General features: G+C 62.6%; 14 protein-coding genes. 5 read left to right on the forward strand and 9 right to left on the reverse strand.

All coding sequences use genetic code 11. The features are described 5' to 3' along the window. Positions 1 to 193: 193 nt before the first annotated feature. Genes cobG through cobJ form a run of 4 tightly spaced genes read left to right on the forward strand, consistent with a single transcriptional unit; the run spans position 194 to position 4,560 of the window. Positions 194 to 1,513: a precorrin-3B synthase gene (cobG, locus tag AC09SL_RS18285; RefSeq protein WP_058544605.1), complete on the forward strand. Its 1,320-nt coding sequence runs from the start codon at positions 194 to 196 to the stop codon at positions 1,511 to 1,513. Beyond that, on the forward strand, positions 1,506 to 2,132 hold the full coding sequence (locus AC09SL_RS18290) for a precorrin-8X methylmutase (protein ID WP_003197389.1): 627 nt from the start codon (positions 1,506 to 1,508) through the stop codon (positions 2,130 to 2,132). The genes cobG and AC09SL_RS18290 overlap by 8 nt, the downstream gene beginning before the upstream one ends. Further along, positions 2,132 to 2,863 (forward strand): precorrin-2 C(20)-methyltransferase, encoded by a 732-nt coding sequence (locus AC09SL_RS18295; protein ID WP_058544608.1) that lies wholly within the window; start codon positions 2,132 to 2,134, stop codon positions 2,861 to 2,863. The genes AC09SL_RS18290 and AC09SL_RS18295 overlap by 1 nt, the downstream gene beginning before the upstream one ends. Beyond that, positions 2,863 to 4,560 (forward strand): precorrin-3B C(17)-methyltransferase, encoded by a 1,698-nt coding sequence (gene cobJ, locus AC09SL_RS18300; RefSeq protein ID WP_058544604.1) that lies wholly within the window; start codon positions 2,863 to 2,865, stop codon positions 4,558 to 4,560. The genes AC09SL_RS18295 and cobJ overlap by 1 nt, the downstream gene beginning before the upstream one ends. A gap of 117 nt (positions 4,561 to 4,677) precedes the next feature. On the opposite strand, the gene AC09SL_RS18305 is transcribed toward cobJ, so the two are convergent. Continuing rightward, complete coding sequence (locus AC09SL_RS18305; RefSeq protein WP_058544603.1) at positions 4,678 to 5,325, reverse strand: hypothetical protein; 648 nt, start codon at positions 5,323 to 5,325, stop codon at positions 4,678 to 4,680. A 224-nt stretch (positions 5,326 to 5,549) separates the two neighbouring features. Between AC09SL_RS18305 and AC09SL_RS18310 the strand changes: the two genes are divergently transcribed. Next, the gene (locus AC09SL_RS18310; protein ID WP_058544602.1) at positions 5,550 to 6,374 is read left to right on the forward strand and encodes a hypothetical protein; all 825 of its coding nucleotides are present in this window, start codon (positions 5,550 to 5,552) and stop codon (positions 6,372 to 6,374) included. A 17-nt stretch (positions 6,375 to 6,391) separates the two neighbouring features. Here the strand turns inward: AC09SL_RS18310 and AC09SL_RS18315 are convergent, their stop codons facing one another. The 8 genes from AC09SL_RS18315 to prmA all read right to left on the reverse strand — a co-directional run bounded on the left by AC09SL_RS18315 (position 6,392) and on the right by prmA (position 16,708). Further along, the gene (locus tag AC09SL_RS18315; RefSeq protein ID WP_058544601.1) at positions 6,392 to 6,988 is read right to left on the reverse strand and encodes a MarC family protein; all 597 of its coding nucleotides are present in this window, start codon (positions 6,986 to 6,988) and stop codon (positions 6,392 to 6,394) included. Positions 6,989 to 7,050: 62 nt separating this feature from the next. Next, positions 7,051 to 9,825 (reverse strand): hybrid sensor histidine kinase/response regulator, encoded by a 2,775-nt coding sequence (locus AC09SL_RS18320; RefSeq protein WP_058544600.1) that lies wholly within the window; start codon positions 9,823 to 9,825, stop codon positions 7,051 to 7,053. Between the two features lie 99 nt (positions 9,826 to 9,924). Then, complete coding sequence (purD, locus tag AC09SL_RS18325; protein ID WP_058544599.1) at positions 9,925 to 11,220, reverse strand: phosphoribosylamine--glycine ligase; 1,296 nt, start codon at positions 11,218 to 11,220, stop codon at positions 9,925 to 9,927. A 151-nt stretch (positions 11,221 to 11,371) separates the two neighbouring features. Further along, positions 11,372 to 12,979, reverse strand: coding sequence for a bifunctional phosphoribosylaminoimidazolecarboxamide formyltransferase/IMP cyclohydrolase (gene purH / locus AC09SL_RS18330; RefSeq protein WP_058544598.1), 1,608 nt, complete (start codon positions 12,977 to 12,979; stop codon positions 11,372 to 11,374). A gap of 83 nt (positions 12,980 to 13,062) precedes the next feature. Then, the gene (gene fis, locus AC09SL_RS18335) at positions 13,063 to 13,383 is read right to left on the reverse strand and encodes a DNA-binding transcriptional regulator Fis (RefSeq protein WP_003186237.1); all 321 of its coding nucleotides are present in this window, start codon (positions 13,381 to 13,383) and stop codon (positions 13,063 to 13,065) included. Next, positions 13,380 to 14,387, reverse strand: a complete 1,008-nt coding sequence (dusB, locus tag AC09SL_RS18340; RefSeq protein ID WP_058544597.1) for a tRNA dihydrouridine synthase DusB — start codon at positions 14,385 to 14,387, stop codon at positions 13,380 to 13,382. Before dusB ends, fis begins: the two co-directional genes overlap by 4 nt. Positions 14,388 to 14,572: 185 nt before the next feature. Then, positions 14,573 to 15,799, reverse strand: a complete 1,227-nt coding sequence (locus tag AC09SL_RS18345) for a DUF3426 domain-containing protein (protein ID WP_058544596.1) — start codon at positions 15,797 to 15,799, stop codon at positions 14,573 to 14,575. Positions 15,800 to 15,829: 30 nt separating this feature from the next. Then, entirely contained in the window at positions 15,830 to 16,708 is an 879-nt protein-coding gene (gene prmA / locus AC09SL_RS18350) for a 50S ribosomal protein L11 methyltransferase (protein WP_058544595.1), read from the reverse strand. Positions 16,709 to 16,853: the final 145 nt, after the last annotated feature.

Genomic DNA, 16,853 nt, shown 5'->3' on the forward strand with positions numbered 1-16,853 from the left:
GGCGCCTGCGCAACATCATCTTCGCAGCCAGACCGCTTTCGCGAGCAGGCTCGCACACAGTTTGGAATGGGGGCGTTCGGAAATTGTGTGTCCGCCGTCAGCAATCCGACCGGCAAGCTTTTCATGACCCCCGGCAAAGCAGGCATAATGGCGCTCCTTCGCCGATGTGGCGTGCCTATCTACCGGTTTTCCCTTGAACGAACGTCCATCCTCCAACGTCGTACGCCCCTCCGGTTGCCCGGGGTTGCTGCGTGTCGTCCAGGCGCTGGACGGTGGGATCTGTCGGATCAAGCTCGATGGCGGTGCCATCCAGGCGGATCAGGCCGACGTCGTGGCGTCAGTGGCCGAGCGGTTCGCCGGGGGCGTGATCGAGGCGACCAACCGGGCCAACCTGCAAATCCGTGGGATCGGTCCTGGGCACGACGCGCTGATCCAGCCGTTGCTGGCCGCCGGGCTTGGCCCGCGCAAGCCGGCCGGCGATGACGTGCGCAACCTGATGCTCAGCCCGTCGGCCGGGATCGACCGACAGATGCTGTTCGATACGCGCCCGTTGGCGGCGCAGATCCTCCTCACCCTGCAAACCCATGAACGCTTCCCAGAGTTGTCGGCCAAGTTCGCCGTGCAACTGGACGGTGGCGAAGCGTTGGCGATGCTCAAACATCACCACGACCTGTGGTTGTCGGCCCTGGTCCGTGATGGCGAGCCTTGGCTGGCCTTCGGCTTGGCCGGTTCGCCATTGGATAAACCGGCGGGCAGGGTGCCCCTGGCCCAGGGGCATGCCTTGGTGGTGGCGGTGCTGGAGCTGTTCCTCGACCTGGCCCGCCCGGACCAGATCCGCATGCGTCACTTGCTGGCTGAAATATCCGCCGATGAATTCATGAGCCGATTGGGCCGCCGCATGCCGGTGCAAGCTTGCCTGGATTGGCAGCGGGGGGCGTCCATCGACGGACTGCACATCGGCGTTCATCCACAGCACGACGACCGCGTCTACGTCGGCGCGGCTGCGCCCCTGGGTCGGCTCGACGCCGGCATGCTGCGGGGAGCGGCGCAACTGGCGCGGGAGAAGGGCGACGCAAGCCTTCGTTTCACCCCTTGGCAAAGCCTGTTGCTGCCCAACGTGCGCCGCGAGGACGCCGACGAAGTGCTGGCGCGGCTTGAGGGATTGGGCCTGTTGTGTTCGGTCGATCAGCCGCTGGCGCAACTCATCGCCTGCACCGGCTCCAGTGGCTGCGGTAAAGCCCTGGCCGACACCAAGGCCGACGCCCACCAACTGGCCGAGTTGCTGCAACGCCAGGGTAGTGCCCTGAAGGTTCATCTGTCGGGCTGCCCGCGTTCCTGCGCGGCGGCCCATATCGCGCCTGCCACCTTGCTGGCGGTCGCCCCCGGTCGTTACGACCTGTATTTTCGCGATGCCACGCTGCCGGGTTTCGGCGCGTTGCAGGCACACAATCTGACTATTGAAGCGCTCGGCCATTGGCTCGACGCTCGCCCCCGGAGCCCCCTTGATGCTTGATTACATCCGCGACGGTCAGGAGATCTATCGCAACTCCTTCGCGATCATCCGCGCCGAAGCCAACCTGGCGCGCATTCCGGCCGACCTGGAAAAACTCGCGGTGCGGGTGATCCACGCCTGCGGCATGGTCGAGGCCATCGATGGCTTGCAGTTTTCCGAGGGCGCGGGCACGGCCGGGCGCCAGGCACTGGCCGCCGGTGCGCCGATCCTGTGCGATGCGCGGATGGTCTCCGAAGGCGTGACCCGGGCTCGCCTGCCGGCCAACAATCCGGTGATCTGCACCTTGCGCGACGAAAGCGTGCCGGCGTTGGCCCTGGAGTTGGGCAACACCCGTTCGGCAGCGGCGCTGGAGTTGTGGCGCCCGCACCTGGAAGGCAGTGTCGTGGTCATCGGCAACGCGCCGACCGCGCTGTTCTACTTGCTGGAAATGCTCGATGCCGGCGCGCCGAAACCGGCACTGATCCTCGGTTTCCCGGTGGGCTTCGTCGGTGCCGCCGAGTCCAAGGCGATGTTGGCGGCCAACAGCCGCGGCGTGCCGTTCGTGATCATGCAAGGCCGCCTGGGCGGCAGCGCCATGGCTGCCGCCGCCGTCAACGCCCTCGCTACGGAGATTGAATGATGCAGCAGCCTGGACGTCTGATCGGCCTCGGCGTGGGCCCCGGTGACCCGGAACTGATTACGGTCAAGGCCCTGCGCCTGCTGCGCGAATCGCCCGTGGTGGCGTACTTCGTCGCCAAGGGCAAGAAGGGCAACGCCTTCGGCATCATCGAGGCCCATTTGCAGGACGCGCAGACGTTGCTGCCACTGGTCTACCCGGTCACCACCGAAGCGTTGCCGGCGCCGCTGTCCTATGAACAGGTGATCGCCGACTTCTACGACACCGCCGCCGAGCAGTTGGCCGTGCACCTGGATGCCGGTCGCGACGTGGCCGTGATCTGTGAGGGCGATCCGTTTTTCTACGGCTCCTACATGTACTTGCATGATCGCCTGGCCGAGCGCTATGAAGCCCAAGTCATTCCCGGCGTGTGCTCGATGCTCGGCGGGGCCTCGGTGCTCGGTGCGCCGCTGGTCTATCGCAACCAGAGCCTGTCGGTGCTCTCCGGCGTCTTGCCCCACGACGATCTCAAGCGGCGCCTGGCCGACGCCGACGCGGCGGTGATCATGAAGCTGGGGCGCAATTTTCCCAAGGTTCGCCAGGTGCTTCAGGAACTGGGCCTGGACGGACGGGCGCTGTACGTCGAGCGGGCGACCATGGCCAACCAGAAAATCGTGCCGCTGGATGAAGTCGAGCCGATGTCTTCGCCGTACTTCTCGCTGATTATCGTGCCGGGCGAACGGTGGCAGGGTTGATGGCCGCCAAGACGCCGGCCATCGTCATCCTCGGCCCGGGTAGCCTGGCGACGGCCCGACGGATCCAGCAGCGCTACCCAGACGCCCTGATCCACGGCCTGGCCGGGCGGGTCGAAGCTGATCGTCAATACCTGGAATTCGGCGCCACGTTGCGCGAACTCTACCAACAGGACACGCCGATCATCGCCCTGTGCGCGGCCGGCATCGTCATCCGCACCCTGGCGCCGTTGCTGCTGGAAAAAGGCGTCGAGCCGCCAGTGCTGGCGGTGGCCGAGGATGGCAGCGCCGTGGTGCCGCTGTTGGGCGGCCTGGGCGGGGTGAATGTCATGGCCCGGGACATCGCGGCAACGCTGCACGTCGCGCCGGCGATCACCACCAGCGGCGAATTGCGCTTCGGCACCTGCCTGCTCAATCCGCCAAGCGGCTACAGCCTCGGCGACCTGGAGCAGGGCAAGCGTTTCGTCTCCGACCTGTTGGCCGGTGAACCGGTGCGCATCGAAGGCGCGGCGCCGTGGCTGGATCAGGCGCAGTTGCCACAAGACCCGCAGGCGCGGTGCACGATTCATGTCGGCCATGCCGAGCGTGAGGCGAGCACTCACGAACTGTTGATTTATCCGCGCAGTGTCGCGGTGGTGGTGAGCGCCGAGGCGGCTGATCTGCCGGGCGCCATTCGTGCCGCTTTGCAGCAAGCGAAAGTGGCGGTTCAGAGCCTTGCGTGCCTAGTGGCGGCGGATACGCTGATGGCCAGTGCGGCCTTGCGTGAAGCGGCGCTGGAACTCGGGGTGGCGCTGCGCTTTGTGGCGATGACCGGCGATGCCGCCACCTTGGCGCGCAGTTCTGTGCCGGCGGCGAACATCTTTTCGGCGACGGACAACCTGGCCATCGCCGTTGCCGCGCAGCCCTTGGAGGTGGCTCAAATCGGTCGTCCGCGTGGACGCCTGGCGGTGATCGGCCTGGGGCCGGGCGCGGCCGAACTGATGGTGCCGGCGGTGAAGGCCGAACTGGCGCAGGCCACCGATGTGCTCGGCTACGAAACCTATGTGCGCATGGCCGGCCCGTTTCGCGACGATCAAGTGCTGCACTGCACCGACAACCGCGAAGAAATGCAGCGTGCCCGACACGCCTTTGAGTTGGCCGCCCTAGGCCGTTCGGTGATCGTGGTGTCGTCCGGCGACCCAGGTGTATTCGCCATGGCGGCGGCGGTGCTCGAAGCGTTGCACGAGTCCAGCGACCCCGCCTGGCACCAGGTTGACCTGGAGATCCTGCCCGGTGTGTCCGCCTCCCTCGCCACCGCCGCCCAGGCCGGTGCGCCGTTGGGGCATGACTTCTGCGTGATGTCGCTGTCGGACAATCTCAAGCCATGGTCGATCATCGAAAAACGCCTGGACCTGGCGTCCGAAGCCGATCTGGCGTTGGCCTTCTACAACCCGATTTCCCGTGCACGGCCGTGGCAATTGGGACGTGCGCTGGAGATCGTCGGCCAGCACCGCACGCCGCAGACGCCGGTGGTGTTGGGGCGTGATATCGGTCGTCCGGGCCAGACCTTGCGTGTCACCACGTTGGGGCAACTCACGGCCGAGCAGGTGGACATGCGCACCATGGTGCTGATCGGCTCTTCCACGACCTGCGTATTCCCTCGCGCCGAAGGTGGCGAGTGGGTGTACACGCCGCGCTGGTATGGCGACAAACCTGTCTGAGCACCGGTCTCGACATTCGCCACGTTCGATCCAATGATTGTTGTCCTCGGGTGTTTCAGGACAGGGCTGCGGGGCAGCCCTGTCCTGTACAGTAGCCGTCGCAACCTTCCACTAGCGCTAGAGACGATGCTTTCGTAAGTCAAATCGCCTCATGGTCTGCTCTTGCAGTTTTTTCTTCATCAAAGCTCTTCTTCTGTCCAGTGCGTCTCTGTCCAGCCTCAGGTATGCCTTGCGCTGGATGAGGCTGGCGCAGTGTTTTTCCCAGTCCCAGAACAGGAACCTGCTCCTTTTTACATTGACGCTGAGTTCAAGTTTAAACAGAGCGATATGGAGATTGCCCTTTGCGTCGTAGCGCGCCGGGACAACTTGAAATGACTCGCCTTGTCGGGTTTCCGTATCGAACGAGAGCATGGCCGGATCGTTGGTTTTCAACGTTTCCAGTGTATCGATCAGCGCATTGGCCTGTTGAGAGTCCTTCATGGTGTCGGCGCTCTCTACCAGGAAGTTCGCCAAAGAGCCCGAGACGTCATGTTGGGTGCTTTTAAAGATGGCTCCGTCATACAGCTCCCAGCCGAAGTAGCGCAAGGTGAAGACGTACTCCTGGAACCAGTCCTCGGGTTGGGTGTAGCGATGATGGCCGAAGTCGGCGGATCGGGTCGCGAGATTGTTGCAATCGGCAATGTCATTGTGATCGTGAAGGGTAAGCTCGCCTATATAGGAGAGCACGTTCGGGCCTGTTACCAGGCCGGTTAGTGAGTCATCCATGTTTGATATATGTCCATGTGGGTTGTTGGACGTTATATGGATTCAGTAATGGTTGGACTTATCAAGTGTTCTGATTGAGCGGTTGGTTGCGGGATGTTTGAATGGGTTATTTGTTCTGTCGGGTTTACATATGTTGTATTTGGTTTGGGTTATTCATTTTTCTTTCAATGCTCTAGATTGTTGTCTGTCCGCAGGCGCGGTCATTCAATTAACAAGGACGTGTTATGAACGAGTTTGAAAGTGAAGTGAGCATTGCGCAAAGTATCAAGTTGGTTGGAGCGCGTATCGACAGGCGCAAGGCGCAGATTTCATCGGGTCGGCGTATGCGCAGGTCCGTCGCGCAATGGGTACAGGACAACCCTACCAAGGACATGGATGCGGTCATGCTGGGCGATGCTCTCGTGGGCTATGGCAATAACATGTCGGCCAATAACATGGCGATCATGGAGAACGTCATGACCATGGCGATCCTGGAGGCCAACGATCTGGTGCCCGGAGGGAAGAATACCCATCAATGGTATAGGGAGTTCATTAAATGCCTACAGGAACTCGGCTGTTTCGTGGCGGATGATGGTTATTCGCGTTATTCCGAAAGTGCCATGCAGGTGGACATGGACAATGTGCTCAGCGATATCGTCAAAGGCGTCATTGAGGGCGCCAAAGCCAGTGTCCCGGCTGCGGCAGTACTGGGGACGGTGGTCAACACCACAATTGATGGTTTGAAGCAGGACAAAGGAACCTTCGATCTGTTTGGCACCCAGGCCAAATCTGCCGATGGCGCGCGTCTGTCCGTCATTCCCTGCGAACAACTATCCAATGGTGTGCTGATCGCATCCTCCAGTTCGATAAAACAGACCGGCTCTTCGAATAACGGAGGGATTCTTTTTGTGAACTGGAGCGCATCGGCACGAGAGATTTTCCGTGGCAAGTCGTTCGTGACCTTCAACCCTGAGCGTTATGAAGACTTCCGGCCGGAAATCGAAGAGTACCTGGGCGCGCATCGCAAGGACGTTCTGAGCAAGCGTTTCAGCCGCCGCAAGCGCACTTGAGGCAGCCGCGACCGAGGTTATGGCGCCAGGTAGCCTCTCACGCCGGTAAAGATGATTTGTGCGGCCAGGGCGCAGACAAACAGCCCCATCAGGCGGCTGACAATCTGCAAGCCCTGGTCGCCAAGAATTCGCTCGATGCGGCTGGACAGGTACAGCACCACGCCGACGGTGAAGCTGGCCAGGGCGATGCTGATGATGGCCATGAGTTTGTCGTCCCAGTGCGGCTGGCTCACGCCCATCACCAACAGGGCGCCGATGGTGCCGGGGCCGACGGTCAAGGGAATGGTCAGCGGGACGATGGTTACGTCCTGCTGGACATTGTCGGTCTGTACGGCCGACTTGCCTTGGGCCATGCCCAGGGCCGAGATGAACAGCACACTACCGGCGCCAATACGGAACGCATCCACGGTGATGCCGAATACGCTGAAAATCACCCGGCCAAACAAGTACAGCAATACGCTGGACACCAGCGTAGCGGTCGCGACCTTCCAGGCCAGGCGACGTTGTTCCTTGCGTGAATACCCACGCGTCAGACTGATAAAGCACGACAGTACGAAGAAGGGGCTGTAGAGCACCAACATCTTCAGGTAAACGCTGAACAGCACATGGAGCATGGTCGAGTCTCAGGACGGAGAAGGACGACGGGAGTCTATCAGGCGCTGCTGCGTCTGTCGGCTCAGGACGTCTGTGCCGTACGGTTCTGCTGGTCGCGCTGGGCCACCCAATGTTCGATCAGTTCGCGCAACTGTGACAGCTCCACGGGCTTGGCCATGTGGCCGTCCATCCCGGCCTGACGGGCGCGCTCTTTGTGCTCGGCCAGGATGTGCGCGGTGAGCGCCACCACGGGCGTGCGGGTGCGCTGGTTGCCCATTTCCCAGGCACGCAATTGCTGGGTGGCGGAAAAGCCGTCGAGGATCGGCATTTCGCAATCCATCAGGACCAGGTCGTAGCGCCGTTCCTTCATGGCCTTGAGGGCTTCCTCGCCGTTGCTGGCGGTGTCGGGTTGCAGGTTGAGCTTGCCGAGCATGCCGCGGATGACCTTGGTGGAAATACTGTTGTCCTCGGCCACCAAGATGCGGAAATCGCTTGGCACCTTCACCGGAATGGGCGGGCCGGCGTTTACCTGCACATTCGTCGCCTGGCCCCTGTTGCGCTGGTTCAGCTCGTCCGCCAGGGTAGTCTTGAGGGTATAGCCGGCCACCGGTTTGGCAAGGATGCGCTTGACCCCGCTGTTGCGTGCCACGATCTTGCTCGGCGCGTTGCTGATACCCGTGAGCATGATCAACAGGATGTCGTGGTTCAGGCTCGGGTCTTCCTTGATCTTGGCCGCCAGTTGCATGCCGGTCATGCCCGGCATGTTCTGGTCCAGCAACACCACGTCGAAATAATCGCGCAGGTGCGCCTTGGTGCGCAGCAGCGCCAGGGCTTCCTTGCCCGATGGCACCGCACTGACGTTCAGGCCCCAGGCACTGCACTGTTGCACCAGCACTTTGCGGCAGGTGTCGTTATCGTCGACGATCAACACCCGCGCCCCTTGCAGCGGGCCATCGAGGTCGGAAGTCGGATGTTCGAGGCGATCCGGGTCCAGCGGCAGGGTCAGCCACAAGGTACTGCCCTGGTTGCTGCCGCTTTTGATACCGAATTCCCCGTGCATCAGGATGATCAACTGACGGGCGATGACCAGGCCCAGATTGCCCCCCAGACGCGTGGCCGACAGGAAATTCTTGCTGTGCAGCTCGGCGTGCATCAGCGTGTCTCGCTCTTCAGCGTCCATCGGCGTCCCGCTGTCCTGCACGGCGATGCGCAGGCGCGGCTGATGGCTGCGCTCGTCGAGGGCGACGACGATCAGCACTTCGCCTTCGTCGGTCTTCTTCAGCGCGTTTTCCAGCAGGCTCAGCAGCGCCTGGCGCAGCCGTGTCGGGTCACCGCTGATCACGCGCGGGACCTGGGGCTGGATGAAGCTGATCAGCTCGACATTCTGCTGTTCGGCCTTGGCACGGAAGATACTCAGGCAATCCTCGATCAGCGCATTGAGGTCGAACTGCACGTCGTCCAGTTCGATCTGCCCGGATTCGAGCCGGGAAATGTCGAGGATCTCGTTGATCAGGGTCAGCAGCTCATTGCCGGCGCTGTGGATCGTCTGCACGTAGTCGCGTTGCTTGACCGACAACGGCGTGCCCAGGAGCAGCTCGGTCATGCCCAGCACGCCGTTCATCGGGGTGCGGATCTCGTGGCTGATCTTGGCCAGGAACTCGGCCTTGGCATTGATCTCGGCATTGCTCGCCGCCAGGTCACGGCTGATGCTGAACCGGCTTTCGTTGATCGAGCGCTGGCGCTCGCCCAGGGCGACACTCATCAACAGGCCGCTGATGCAGATGAAGACCAGCAGGGTGATGATCAAGCCCTGGGGAGGAACTTCCGTGAGCCCCTGCAGCGCCGGAAGGATGATCAGCGTACCCAGGTTGAAGACCACCATGGCCGCGACGAATAGCCGGGCCGGGCGGTAGCCCTTTTGCCAGTGCCAGGCGCTGACGAGCAGCATGCTCAGGCCGGCCAGGGCCACCAGGGCATAGGTCATGACATTGAGCGGCAGCGTGTTGACGAACAACAGCAACAGGCTGCACAGCATGACGAGCACAATGTCCCCCAGCAGCAGCCGGTTCAACGGATGCGGCCCCAGGGGCGCGAAGAAACGGTAGGCGAACATCAGGCCGCAGGGCGCCGTCAGCAGCAAGGCCAGGTAGGCCCCGGGCGTCTGGACGGCAGGCCAGTCGGGCAGCCAAGGCCCGGCCAGGTTCAGCAACAGCACCAGGCTGAGCATCAGCAGTCCTTCACAAGCTGCCAGCCACAGACAACTGCGTGAGCGGGTGTAGGCGTAGCGGGTGAGGTTGTGCAGGATCAGCATGGCGATGCAGCCGAACAGCAAGCCATAGATCAGCGTCTGGTTCTGATCGGCTGCCGCCGCGACGGCCGATTGCAACGTGACGTAGGGGCGCAGTTCGTAGCGCGATGCCAGTCGCAGGTAGACGTCCAGTGATTTATCGCTGCGCGGCAGGGGCAGCATGAAATCGCTGCTGGGCACCGTCGGTTCGGTGTGCGGCGTGGCATTGCCGCTGATTTGCTGGTCAACCAGGGCGTCGCCATCCAGCACATAGAGGTTCAGGCGTGACAGGTCGGGCGCAAAGATGCGCAGGATCTGTTCGTGCCTGTCGGGGGCCAGGCGGAAACGCAACCACAATGCCCCGTCGGGCTCGGCGGCCTTGAGGCGGTCCAGGTCGATGGGGCTGAATTGATTGGTGTAGCGGGCAGAGCGGATGTCGCTCAGCGTCAGGTCACCCTGTTCGTCGAGCAATACCGCCCAGCCACTGCCTGGCGCGGCCTGGGCCGGGAGCATGCAGAGCAGCGTCAGCAGGGTGACGGTAAGGCCTATGGCGATCCTGAGCCAGCGCACGGCGAAATCCCTTCGTAGGTTGATGCCAGATTATAACTATGCGCGGCGCCGGAACAGTCAGGCAAGGGCCGCAGACCCTTGCCTGGCTGAATGGCTGGGTTATTCCAGATTTTCGCCACGCTCGCGGGCAATGGCGCGGTAGCCAATGTCCTTGCGGTAGAAGCAACCTTCCCAGTCGATCTCGGCGGCAAGCTTGTAGGCCTGCTGCTGAGCTTCGTCGACACTGGCGCCCATGGCGGTGGCGCAAAGCACACGACCGCCGGCGGTAACCACTTGCCCATCCTTCAACGCGGTGCCCGCGTGGAAGACCTTGCCGTCCAGCCGGGCTGCGGCGTCCAGACCCTGGATCGCGCTACCCTTGGCATAGTCGCCCGGGTATCCGCCTGCCGCCAATACAACCCCGACGCTTGGGCGCGGATCCCATTGGGCTTCGACCTTGTCCAGTGCCTGGGCCAGCGCGGCCTCGACCAGCAGGACCAGGCTCGATTGCAGGCGCAGCATCACCGGCTGGGTCTCAGGATCGCCGAAACGGCAGTTGAATTCGATGACTTTTGGGTTACCAGCCTTGTCGATCATCAGGCCAGCATAGAGGAAACCAGTGTAGACGTTGCCTTCCTCGGCCATGCCGCGCACGGTCGGCCAGATCACCTGGTCCATGACGCGCTGGTGGACTTGGGCGGTCACCACCGGGGCCGGAGAGTACGCGCCCATGCCGCCCGTGTTCGGGCCGCTGTCGCCATCGCCAACACGCTTGTGGTCCTGGCTGGTGGCCATTGGCAGGACGTTCTTGCCATCGACCATGACGATGAAGCTGGCTTCCTCGCCGTCGAGGAACTCTTCGATCACCACACGGGAGCCGGCGTCACCGAAGGCGTTGCCGGCGAGCATGTCGCGCACGGCGTCTTCGGCCTCGGCCAGGGTCATGGCAACGATCACGCCTTTACCGGCGGCCAGGCCGTCGGCCTTGATCACGATCGGTGCGCCTTTCTCGCGCAGGTACGCCAGGGCCGGTTCGATTTCGGTGAAGTTCTGGTAGTCGGCGGTCGGGATCTTGTGACGCGCCAGGAAATCCTTGGTAAACGCTTTCGAGCCTTCCAGCTGCGCGGCGCCGGCAGTCGGGCCGAAGCAGTCCAGGCCACGGGAGCGGAACAGATCGACCACACCGGCAACCAGCGGCACTTCCGGGCCGACGATGGTCAGCGAGACGTTCTTCTCGGCGAAGTCGGCCAGTTGCTCCAGGGCCAGTACGTCGATGGCGACGTTTTCGCACTTGGCTTCGATGGCGGTGCCGGCATTGCCCGGGGCCACGAAAACCTTCTGCACACGAGGGTCCTGGGCCACTTTCCAGGCCAGGGCGTGTTCGCGGCCACCGCTGCCAATGATCAAAACATTCATTTCAAAAACCTCAAAACTGTGGGAGGCGCTGCAATCCCCTGTAGGAGCTGACGAGTGAAACGAGGCTGCGATCTTTGATTTTGCTTTCACAGCCAGATCAAAAGATCGCAGCCTCGTTTCACTCGTCAGCTCCTACAAGGGGAGCGGTGTATCAGTGACGGAAGTGGCGCATGCCGGTGAATACCATGGCGATGCCAGCCTCGTCGGCCGCGGCGATCACTTCGTTGTCACGCATCGAACCACCCGGCTGGATCACGGCGGTGATGCCGACTTTGGCCGCGTTGTCGATACCGTCGCGGAACGGGAAGAACGCATCAGAGGCCATGACCGCGCCTTGTACCTGCAATCCGGCGTGTTCAGCCTTGATGGCGGCAATGCGGGCCGAGTTGACGCGGCTCATCTGGCCAGCGCCGACACCGATGGTCTGGCGATTCTTGGCGTAGACGATGGCGTTGGACTTGACGTACTTGGCGACTTTCCAGGCGAAGATCAGGTCGTTGATTTCCTGCTCGCTCGGAGCGCGCTTGGTCACGACCTTGAGGTCTTGGCTACCGATCATGCCGATGTCGCGGCTCTGTACCAGCAGGCCACCGTTGACGCGCTTGTAGTCCCAGGCCGGCGCACGGTCGGCCGACCATTGGCCGCAGGCCAGCAGGCGCACGTTGGCCTTGGCAGCGACAATGGCGCGGGCTTCTTCAGTGACCGAAGGGGCGATGATCACTTCGACGAACTGGCGCTCGACGATGGCCTTGGCGGTCTCGGCGTCCAGTTCACGGTTGAAGGCGATGATGCCGCCGAAGGCCGACTCGGTGTCGGTGGCGTAGGCCAGTTCGTAGGCCTGGCGGATGCCGCCCTCGGCGTCCGGGCTCACGGCCACGCCACACGGGTTGGCGTGCTTGACGATCACGCAGGCAGGCTTGACGAAGCTCTTCACGCATTCCAGCGCGGCGTCGGTGTCGGCCACGTTGTTGAACGACAGTTCCTTGCCTTGCAGTTGGGTGGCGGTGGCAATGCCGACTTCGGCAGGCTTGGCTTCCACGTAGAACGCCGCGCTCTGGTGTGGGTTCTCGCCGTAGCGCATTTCCTGGGCCTTGACGAACTGGGTGTTGAAGGTGCGCGGGAATTCGCTGCGGCCTTCGGTCGACAGGGTTTCAGCGGCCTGGTTCACGGTGCCCATGTAGTTGGCGATCATGCCGTCGTAGGCAGCGGTGTGTTCGAAGGCCTTGAGCATCAGGTCGAAACGCTGGGCGTAGGTCAGGCCACCGGCCTTGAGGTTATCCAGTACGCTGGCGTAGTCGCTGGCGTTGACCACGATGGCCACATCCTTGTGGTTCTTGGCCGCCGAGCGGACCATGGTCGGGCCGCCGATGTCGATGTTCTCGATGGCGGTCGGCAGGTCGCAGCCAGGCTTGTTGATGGTGGCTTCGAACGGGTAGAGGTTGACCGCTACCAGGTCGATCGGCTTGATGCCGTGTTCGTTCATGATGGCGTCGTCGATGCCGCGACGGCCCAGGATCCCACCGTGGATTTTCGGGTGCAGGGTCTTGACCCGACCGTCCATCATTTCTGCAAAACCGGTGTAGTCCGCGACTTCCACTGCGGCGACACCGTTGTCCTGCAGCAGCTTGAAGGTCCCGCCGGTGGAGAGAATCTCGACGCCCAGCTGTTGCAGCTCGCGGGCGAATTCGAGGATCCCGGTCTTGTCGGAGACGCTGATCAAAGCGCGGCGGATCGGCAGGCGGGTGGTCTGGTCGGTCATTTCAATTTCCATCAAAAGCAAGGGAAGTCAGCAAAAAAGGCGACCGTTTTTTACGCGGGCGCCTTTCTGGTTTGATTGAATGCTTACAGCAGATCGTACTGCTTGAGTTTCTTGCGCAGGGTGCCGCGGTTCAGGCCCAGCAGCTCACTGGCCTTGGTCTGGTTGCCCTTGACGTAGTTCATCACGCTTTCGAGCAGAGGCGCCTCGACTTCGGAAAGCACCAGGTTGTACACATCCGTGACGGCAGCGCCCTCAAGGTGGGCGAAATAATTGTGCAGCGCCTTCTCGACACTCCCGCGAAGGGTCTGGCCTTCTTCGCTGGGCGTATTGAGGTGCTGTTTCAAATTCACGTTGTCGCTCACGGGTGTTGTTCCACTCACTAAAGTCTCGGTCATCATCGTCATGCGGCCACCCCTTCGTCCCCTGTCAGGCTCTTGTAACGCTCAGCGAAGAACGCCTGAACGTCGGCGCATTGTGCTTGCGTACCATCCAAACGATTGAAACGGGCGCGAAACTCCCTGGCGCCCGGCAGGGTTGCGAGATACCAGCCCACATGCTTGCGAGCGATGCGTACGCCCATGACTTCTCCGTAGAAGGCATGTAGCGCGGCCAGATGCTCTAGCAGAATACGTTCCACCTCGGACAACTGTGGCGCAGCGAGCTTTTCGCCCGTGCGCAGGTAGTGTTCGATCTCACGAAAAATCCAGGGCCGCCCCTGGGCGGCCCGGCCGATCAACAGGCCATCGGCACCGGTGGCGTCCAGCACGTACCGGGCCTTCTCGGGCGAATCGACGTCGCCATTGGCAAACACCGGAATCGACACCGCCTGCTTGATCGCGGCGATGGTGTCGTACTCGGCTTCGCCGGTGTACAGGTCGGCACGGGTGCGGCCGTGGACCGCCAGCGCCGTGATGCCCGCCTGTTCGGCGATCTTCGCCACCACCAGGCCATTCTTGTTCTCCCGGTCCCAGCCGGTGCGGATCTTCAGGGTCACCGGCACATCCACTGCGGCGACGACTGCCTGCAGGATCTCGGTGACCAGCGCTTCATCTTTCAACAGTGCCGAGCCTGCGGCCTTGTTGCAGACCTTCTTCGCCGGACAGCCCATGTTGATGTCGATGATCTGCGCCCCCAGCTCGACGTTCGCCCGGGCCGCCTCCGCCAGCATCTGTGCGTCGCCACCGGCGATCTGTACCGAGCGGGGCTCGGGATCACCTTCGTGGATCATGCGCAGACGCGATTTGCGGGTGTTCCACAAGCTCATGTCGCTGGTGACCATTTCCGAAACCACCAATCCTGCACCCAGTCGCTTGCACAGCTGACGAAAGGGCTGGTCGGTGACGCCCGCCATAGGGGCGAGAACCAGGCCGTTCTGCAATGTATATGGGCCGATGCGTACCGCCGACATAGGACTTCCCTGAAGTGGGGCCGGATCATGAGACTTCGAAAAAGGGTTGGCATGATACCCGCTCTCGATGACTGGATAAAGATCGAATTGGATAAAATCTGAACAGCTATTTTGTTATCGCCAGCGGTTTGGTCTGGGTGGGGTCAGTCAGAAAGCTGCCGTCAACTGGCCGACCCTGGCCGGCTTCATTCGGGGGAATGGAAGCTCAGGCTGTAGTTCACCGCTTTGGGGCCAGGGTCCAGGATATCCAGCGCGATGTGAATGGGCGTCTGGGGCGGCATTTCGCCGCGGCCCTCGAGATCGCCACCCAGGTATTCCCCGGGTTTGAAGCGACGGCTGGCGATCAGGTGTCCGTTGAGGTCGGCAAAACGCAGTTCCAGCAACGGAAAAGGTTGGGAGAAGGGCGCACGGTTGTAGATGATCGCGTCCACCACCAGGGCACCGCTGAACTCCGGATGGCTGCGCACCACCAGGTTGCTGCTCTTGATCTTGGCGATGTCGACCTTGGACGGTACTTCGCAGCCGATGGTCGGACAGATTTGCAGGAACCACGGCCGGTACTGGTCCTGGCGGGCCAGTTCTTCGAAATGGTAGGCGATGTACTGGCCGCCCAAGGCCGCGGCGGCGAGCACTATCAGCAGGCCCCATAACATGCGTCGACCCCAGGGCGAGCGACGTTTGCGCCAGTCCAGTTGCAGCGGGTCGTCGTCCAGGTCGTGGAGGGCTTCGGCGCGTATTCCCGGCTCCTGGCGTTCCCGTGACTTGCGCAGCGGCACCGGTGGCTCGGGTTCGTCGTCGTGGTCGTCGGTGGCGGACAGGCGTTCGAGGTGTTCGTCGGGCTCATCGTCTGGCGCCAGGTGGAGGGGGGCGACAGGCTCGTCGTCCGGTTCCAATGGTTCAAGGGCCAGGGACAGGGACGGCTCGGTGCGCGGTGGCCGGGCCGGTTCGTGGGGTTCGAATGGTTCGACAGGGGTATCGAGGATGGCTTCGGCGCGTTCGCTCAAGGTTTCGCTGTACAGGCTGTCGGGCCAGGCCTGCTGTTCGCCAGAGAGCGAGTCGCGTTGCGCGCTGAGGTTGTCTTCCCGGCGCCGACCGGCATTTCCTGGTGCGCGATTGTCGCGTCGCTCCAGGCGCGCCAGTTCCTTGTCCAGGTCATCCAGATCCAGCTCGGCGGCGCTCCATTGCTTTTGGCTGATCGCCCGGGGCGGTGCTTCGACGGCAGGCTTGGAGGGTGGCACGACGGCAGGCTCCGCTTGCTTGGCAGTGCGTTGCTCCAGCAACTGTCGTGCGGCATTGAACACTTGCAGGCACGAGCCGCAACGAACCACCCCGCGGGCCACGCTCAATTGAGCATGGCTGACGCGAAAACGGGTGTGGCAATGCGGGCACTGGGTGACGAAGCTGTCAGTCATGCGGCAATCCGGTGGATACAGGCGCTCATTCTAGCGCCGACGTCCGGTGATGCGCACCCAGCCATCGCGATTGGCGATCGGGTCCAGGTCAAAGTCCGCGGCATAAGCGGCGGCGACTTCTTCACCCTGTTCGGCGAGGATGCCCGACAGCGCCAGGCGTCCGCCCGGCTTGACCAGGCTCGACAGTTGCGGCGCCAGCGACACCAGCGGACCAGCGAGAATATTGGCCACCAGCACGTCGGCCTGCACCTGTGGCAAGTCCTGCGGCAAGTACAGCGGGAACAGGGCTTCGGCAATGTTATTGCGCCCGGCGTTGTCGCGGGAGGCTTCCAGGGCCTGGACGTCGATGTCGGTGCCGACCGCTTCCCTGGCGCCCAGCAGGAGCGCGGCAATCGCCAGGATCCCCGAGCCGCAGCCGAAGTCGAGTACGTTGCAGTCTTTCAGGTCCTGGCCGTCCAGCCATTCCAGGCACAGTGCGGTGGTCGGGTGGGTGCCGGTGCCGAACGCCAGGCCCGGGTCCAGCAGCAGGTTGACTGCGTCCGGTTCTGGCGCGGCATGCCAGCTCGGGACGATCCACAGGCGTTGGCCGAAACGCATCGGCTGGAAATTGTCCATCCAGCTGCGTTCCCAGTCCTGGTCTTCGATCACTTCGCTGTGATGCTCGGGCAGCGGGCTGCCGGTCAGCAGCTCGAGATGGGCCAGCACGCTGGTCGCCTCGGTGCCGTCTTCGAACAGGGCCAGCAGGTGGGTGTGGGACCACAGCGGGGTGGTGTTGAGCTCCGGCTCGAAGATCGGCTGGTCTTCGGCGTCCATGAAGGTTACCGATACAGCGCCTACTTCAAGAAACGCGTCTTCGTAGGTTTCGGCTTGTTCCGGGCTGATGGCCAGACGTACTTGCAGCCAAGGCATGGCGGGCACCTTTGGAAAAAAATCTACAGGGGGCAGCGCAGGGCTGCAAAGGCGCGCAGTGTACGCCAGGTCGCCGCCAAAGTGGATAAGCGAGTCTCGTGCCGTTCGGGTGGGTGTTTCGAATATATATATGTATGCCATGGGC

The sequence above is a fragment of the Pseudomonas sp. PF05 genome (genome assembly GCF_056521845.1).

Coding starts and splice junctions, on each gene's coding strand:
- AC09SL_RS18290 (WP_003197389.1), top strand. CDS start 1,506: ATGCTTGATTACATCCGCGACGGTCAGGAGATCTATCGCAACTCCTTC.
- AC09SL_RS18295 (WP_058544608.1), top strand. CDS start 2,132: ATGCAGCAGCCTGGACGTCTGATCGGCCTCGGCGTGGGCCCCGGTGAC.
- cobJ (WP_058544604.1), top strand. CDS start 2,863: ATGGCCGCCAAGACGCCGGCCATCGTCATCCTCGGCCCGGGTAGCCTG.
- AC09SL_RS18305 (WP_058544603.1), bottom strand. CDS start 5,325: ATGGATGACTCACTAACCGGCCTGGTAACAGGCCCGAACGTGCTCTCC.
- AC09SL_RS18310 (WP_058544602.1), top strand. CDS start 5,550: ATGAACGAGTTTGAAAGTGAAGTGAGCATTGCGCAAAGTATCAAGTTG.
- AC09SL_RS18315 (WP_058544601.1), bottom strand. CDS start 6,988: ATGCTCCATGTGCTGTTCAGCGTTTACCTGAAGATGTTGGTGCTCTAC.
- purD (WP_058544599.1), bottom strand. CDS start 11,220: ATGAATGTTTTGATCATTGGCAGCGGTGGCCGCGAACACGCCCTGGCC.
- purH (WP_058544598.1), bottom strand. CDS start 12,979: ATGACCGACCAGACCACCCGCCTGCCGATCCGCCGCGCTTTGATCAGC.
- fis (WP_003186237.1), bottom strand. CDS start 13,383: ATGACGATGATGACCGAGACTTTAGTGAGTGGAACAACACCCGTGAGC.
- dusB (WP_058544597.1), bottom strand. CDS start 14,387: ATGTCGGCGGTACGCATCGGCCCATATACATTGCAGAACGGCCTGGTT.
- AC09SL_RS18345 (WP_058544596.1), bottom strand. CDS start 15,799: ATGACTGACAGCTTCGTCACCCAGTGCCCGCATTGCCACACCCGTTTT.
- prmA (WP_058544595.1), bottom strand. CDS start 16,708: ATGCCTTGGCTGCAAGTACGTCTGGCCATCAGCCCGGAACAAGCCGAA.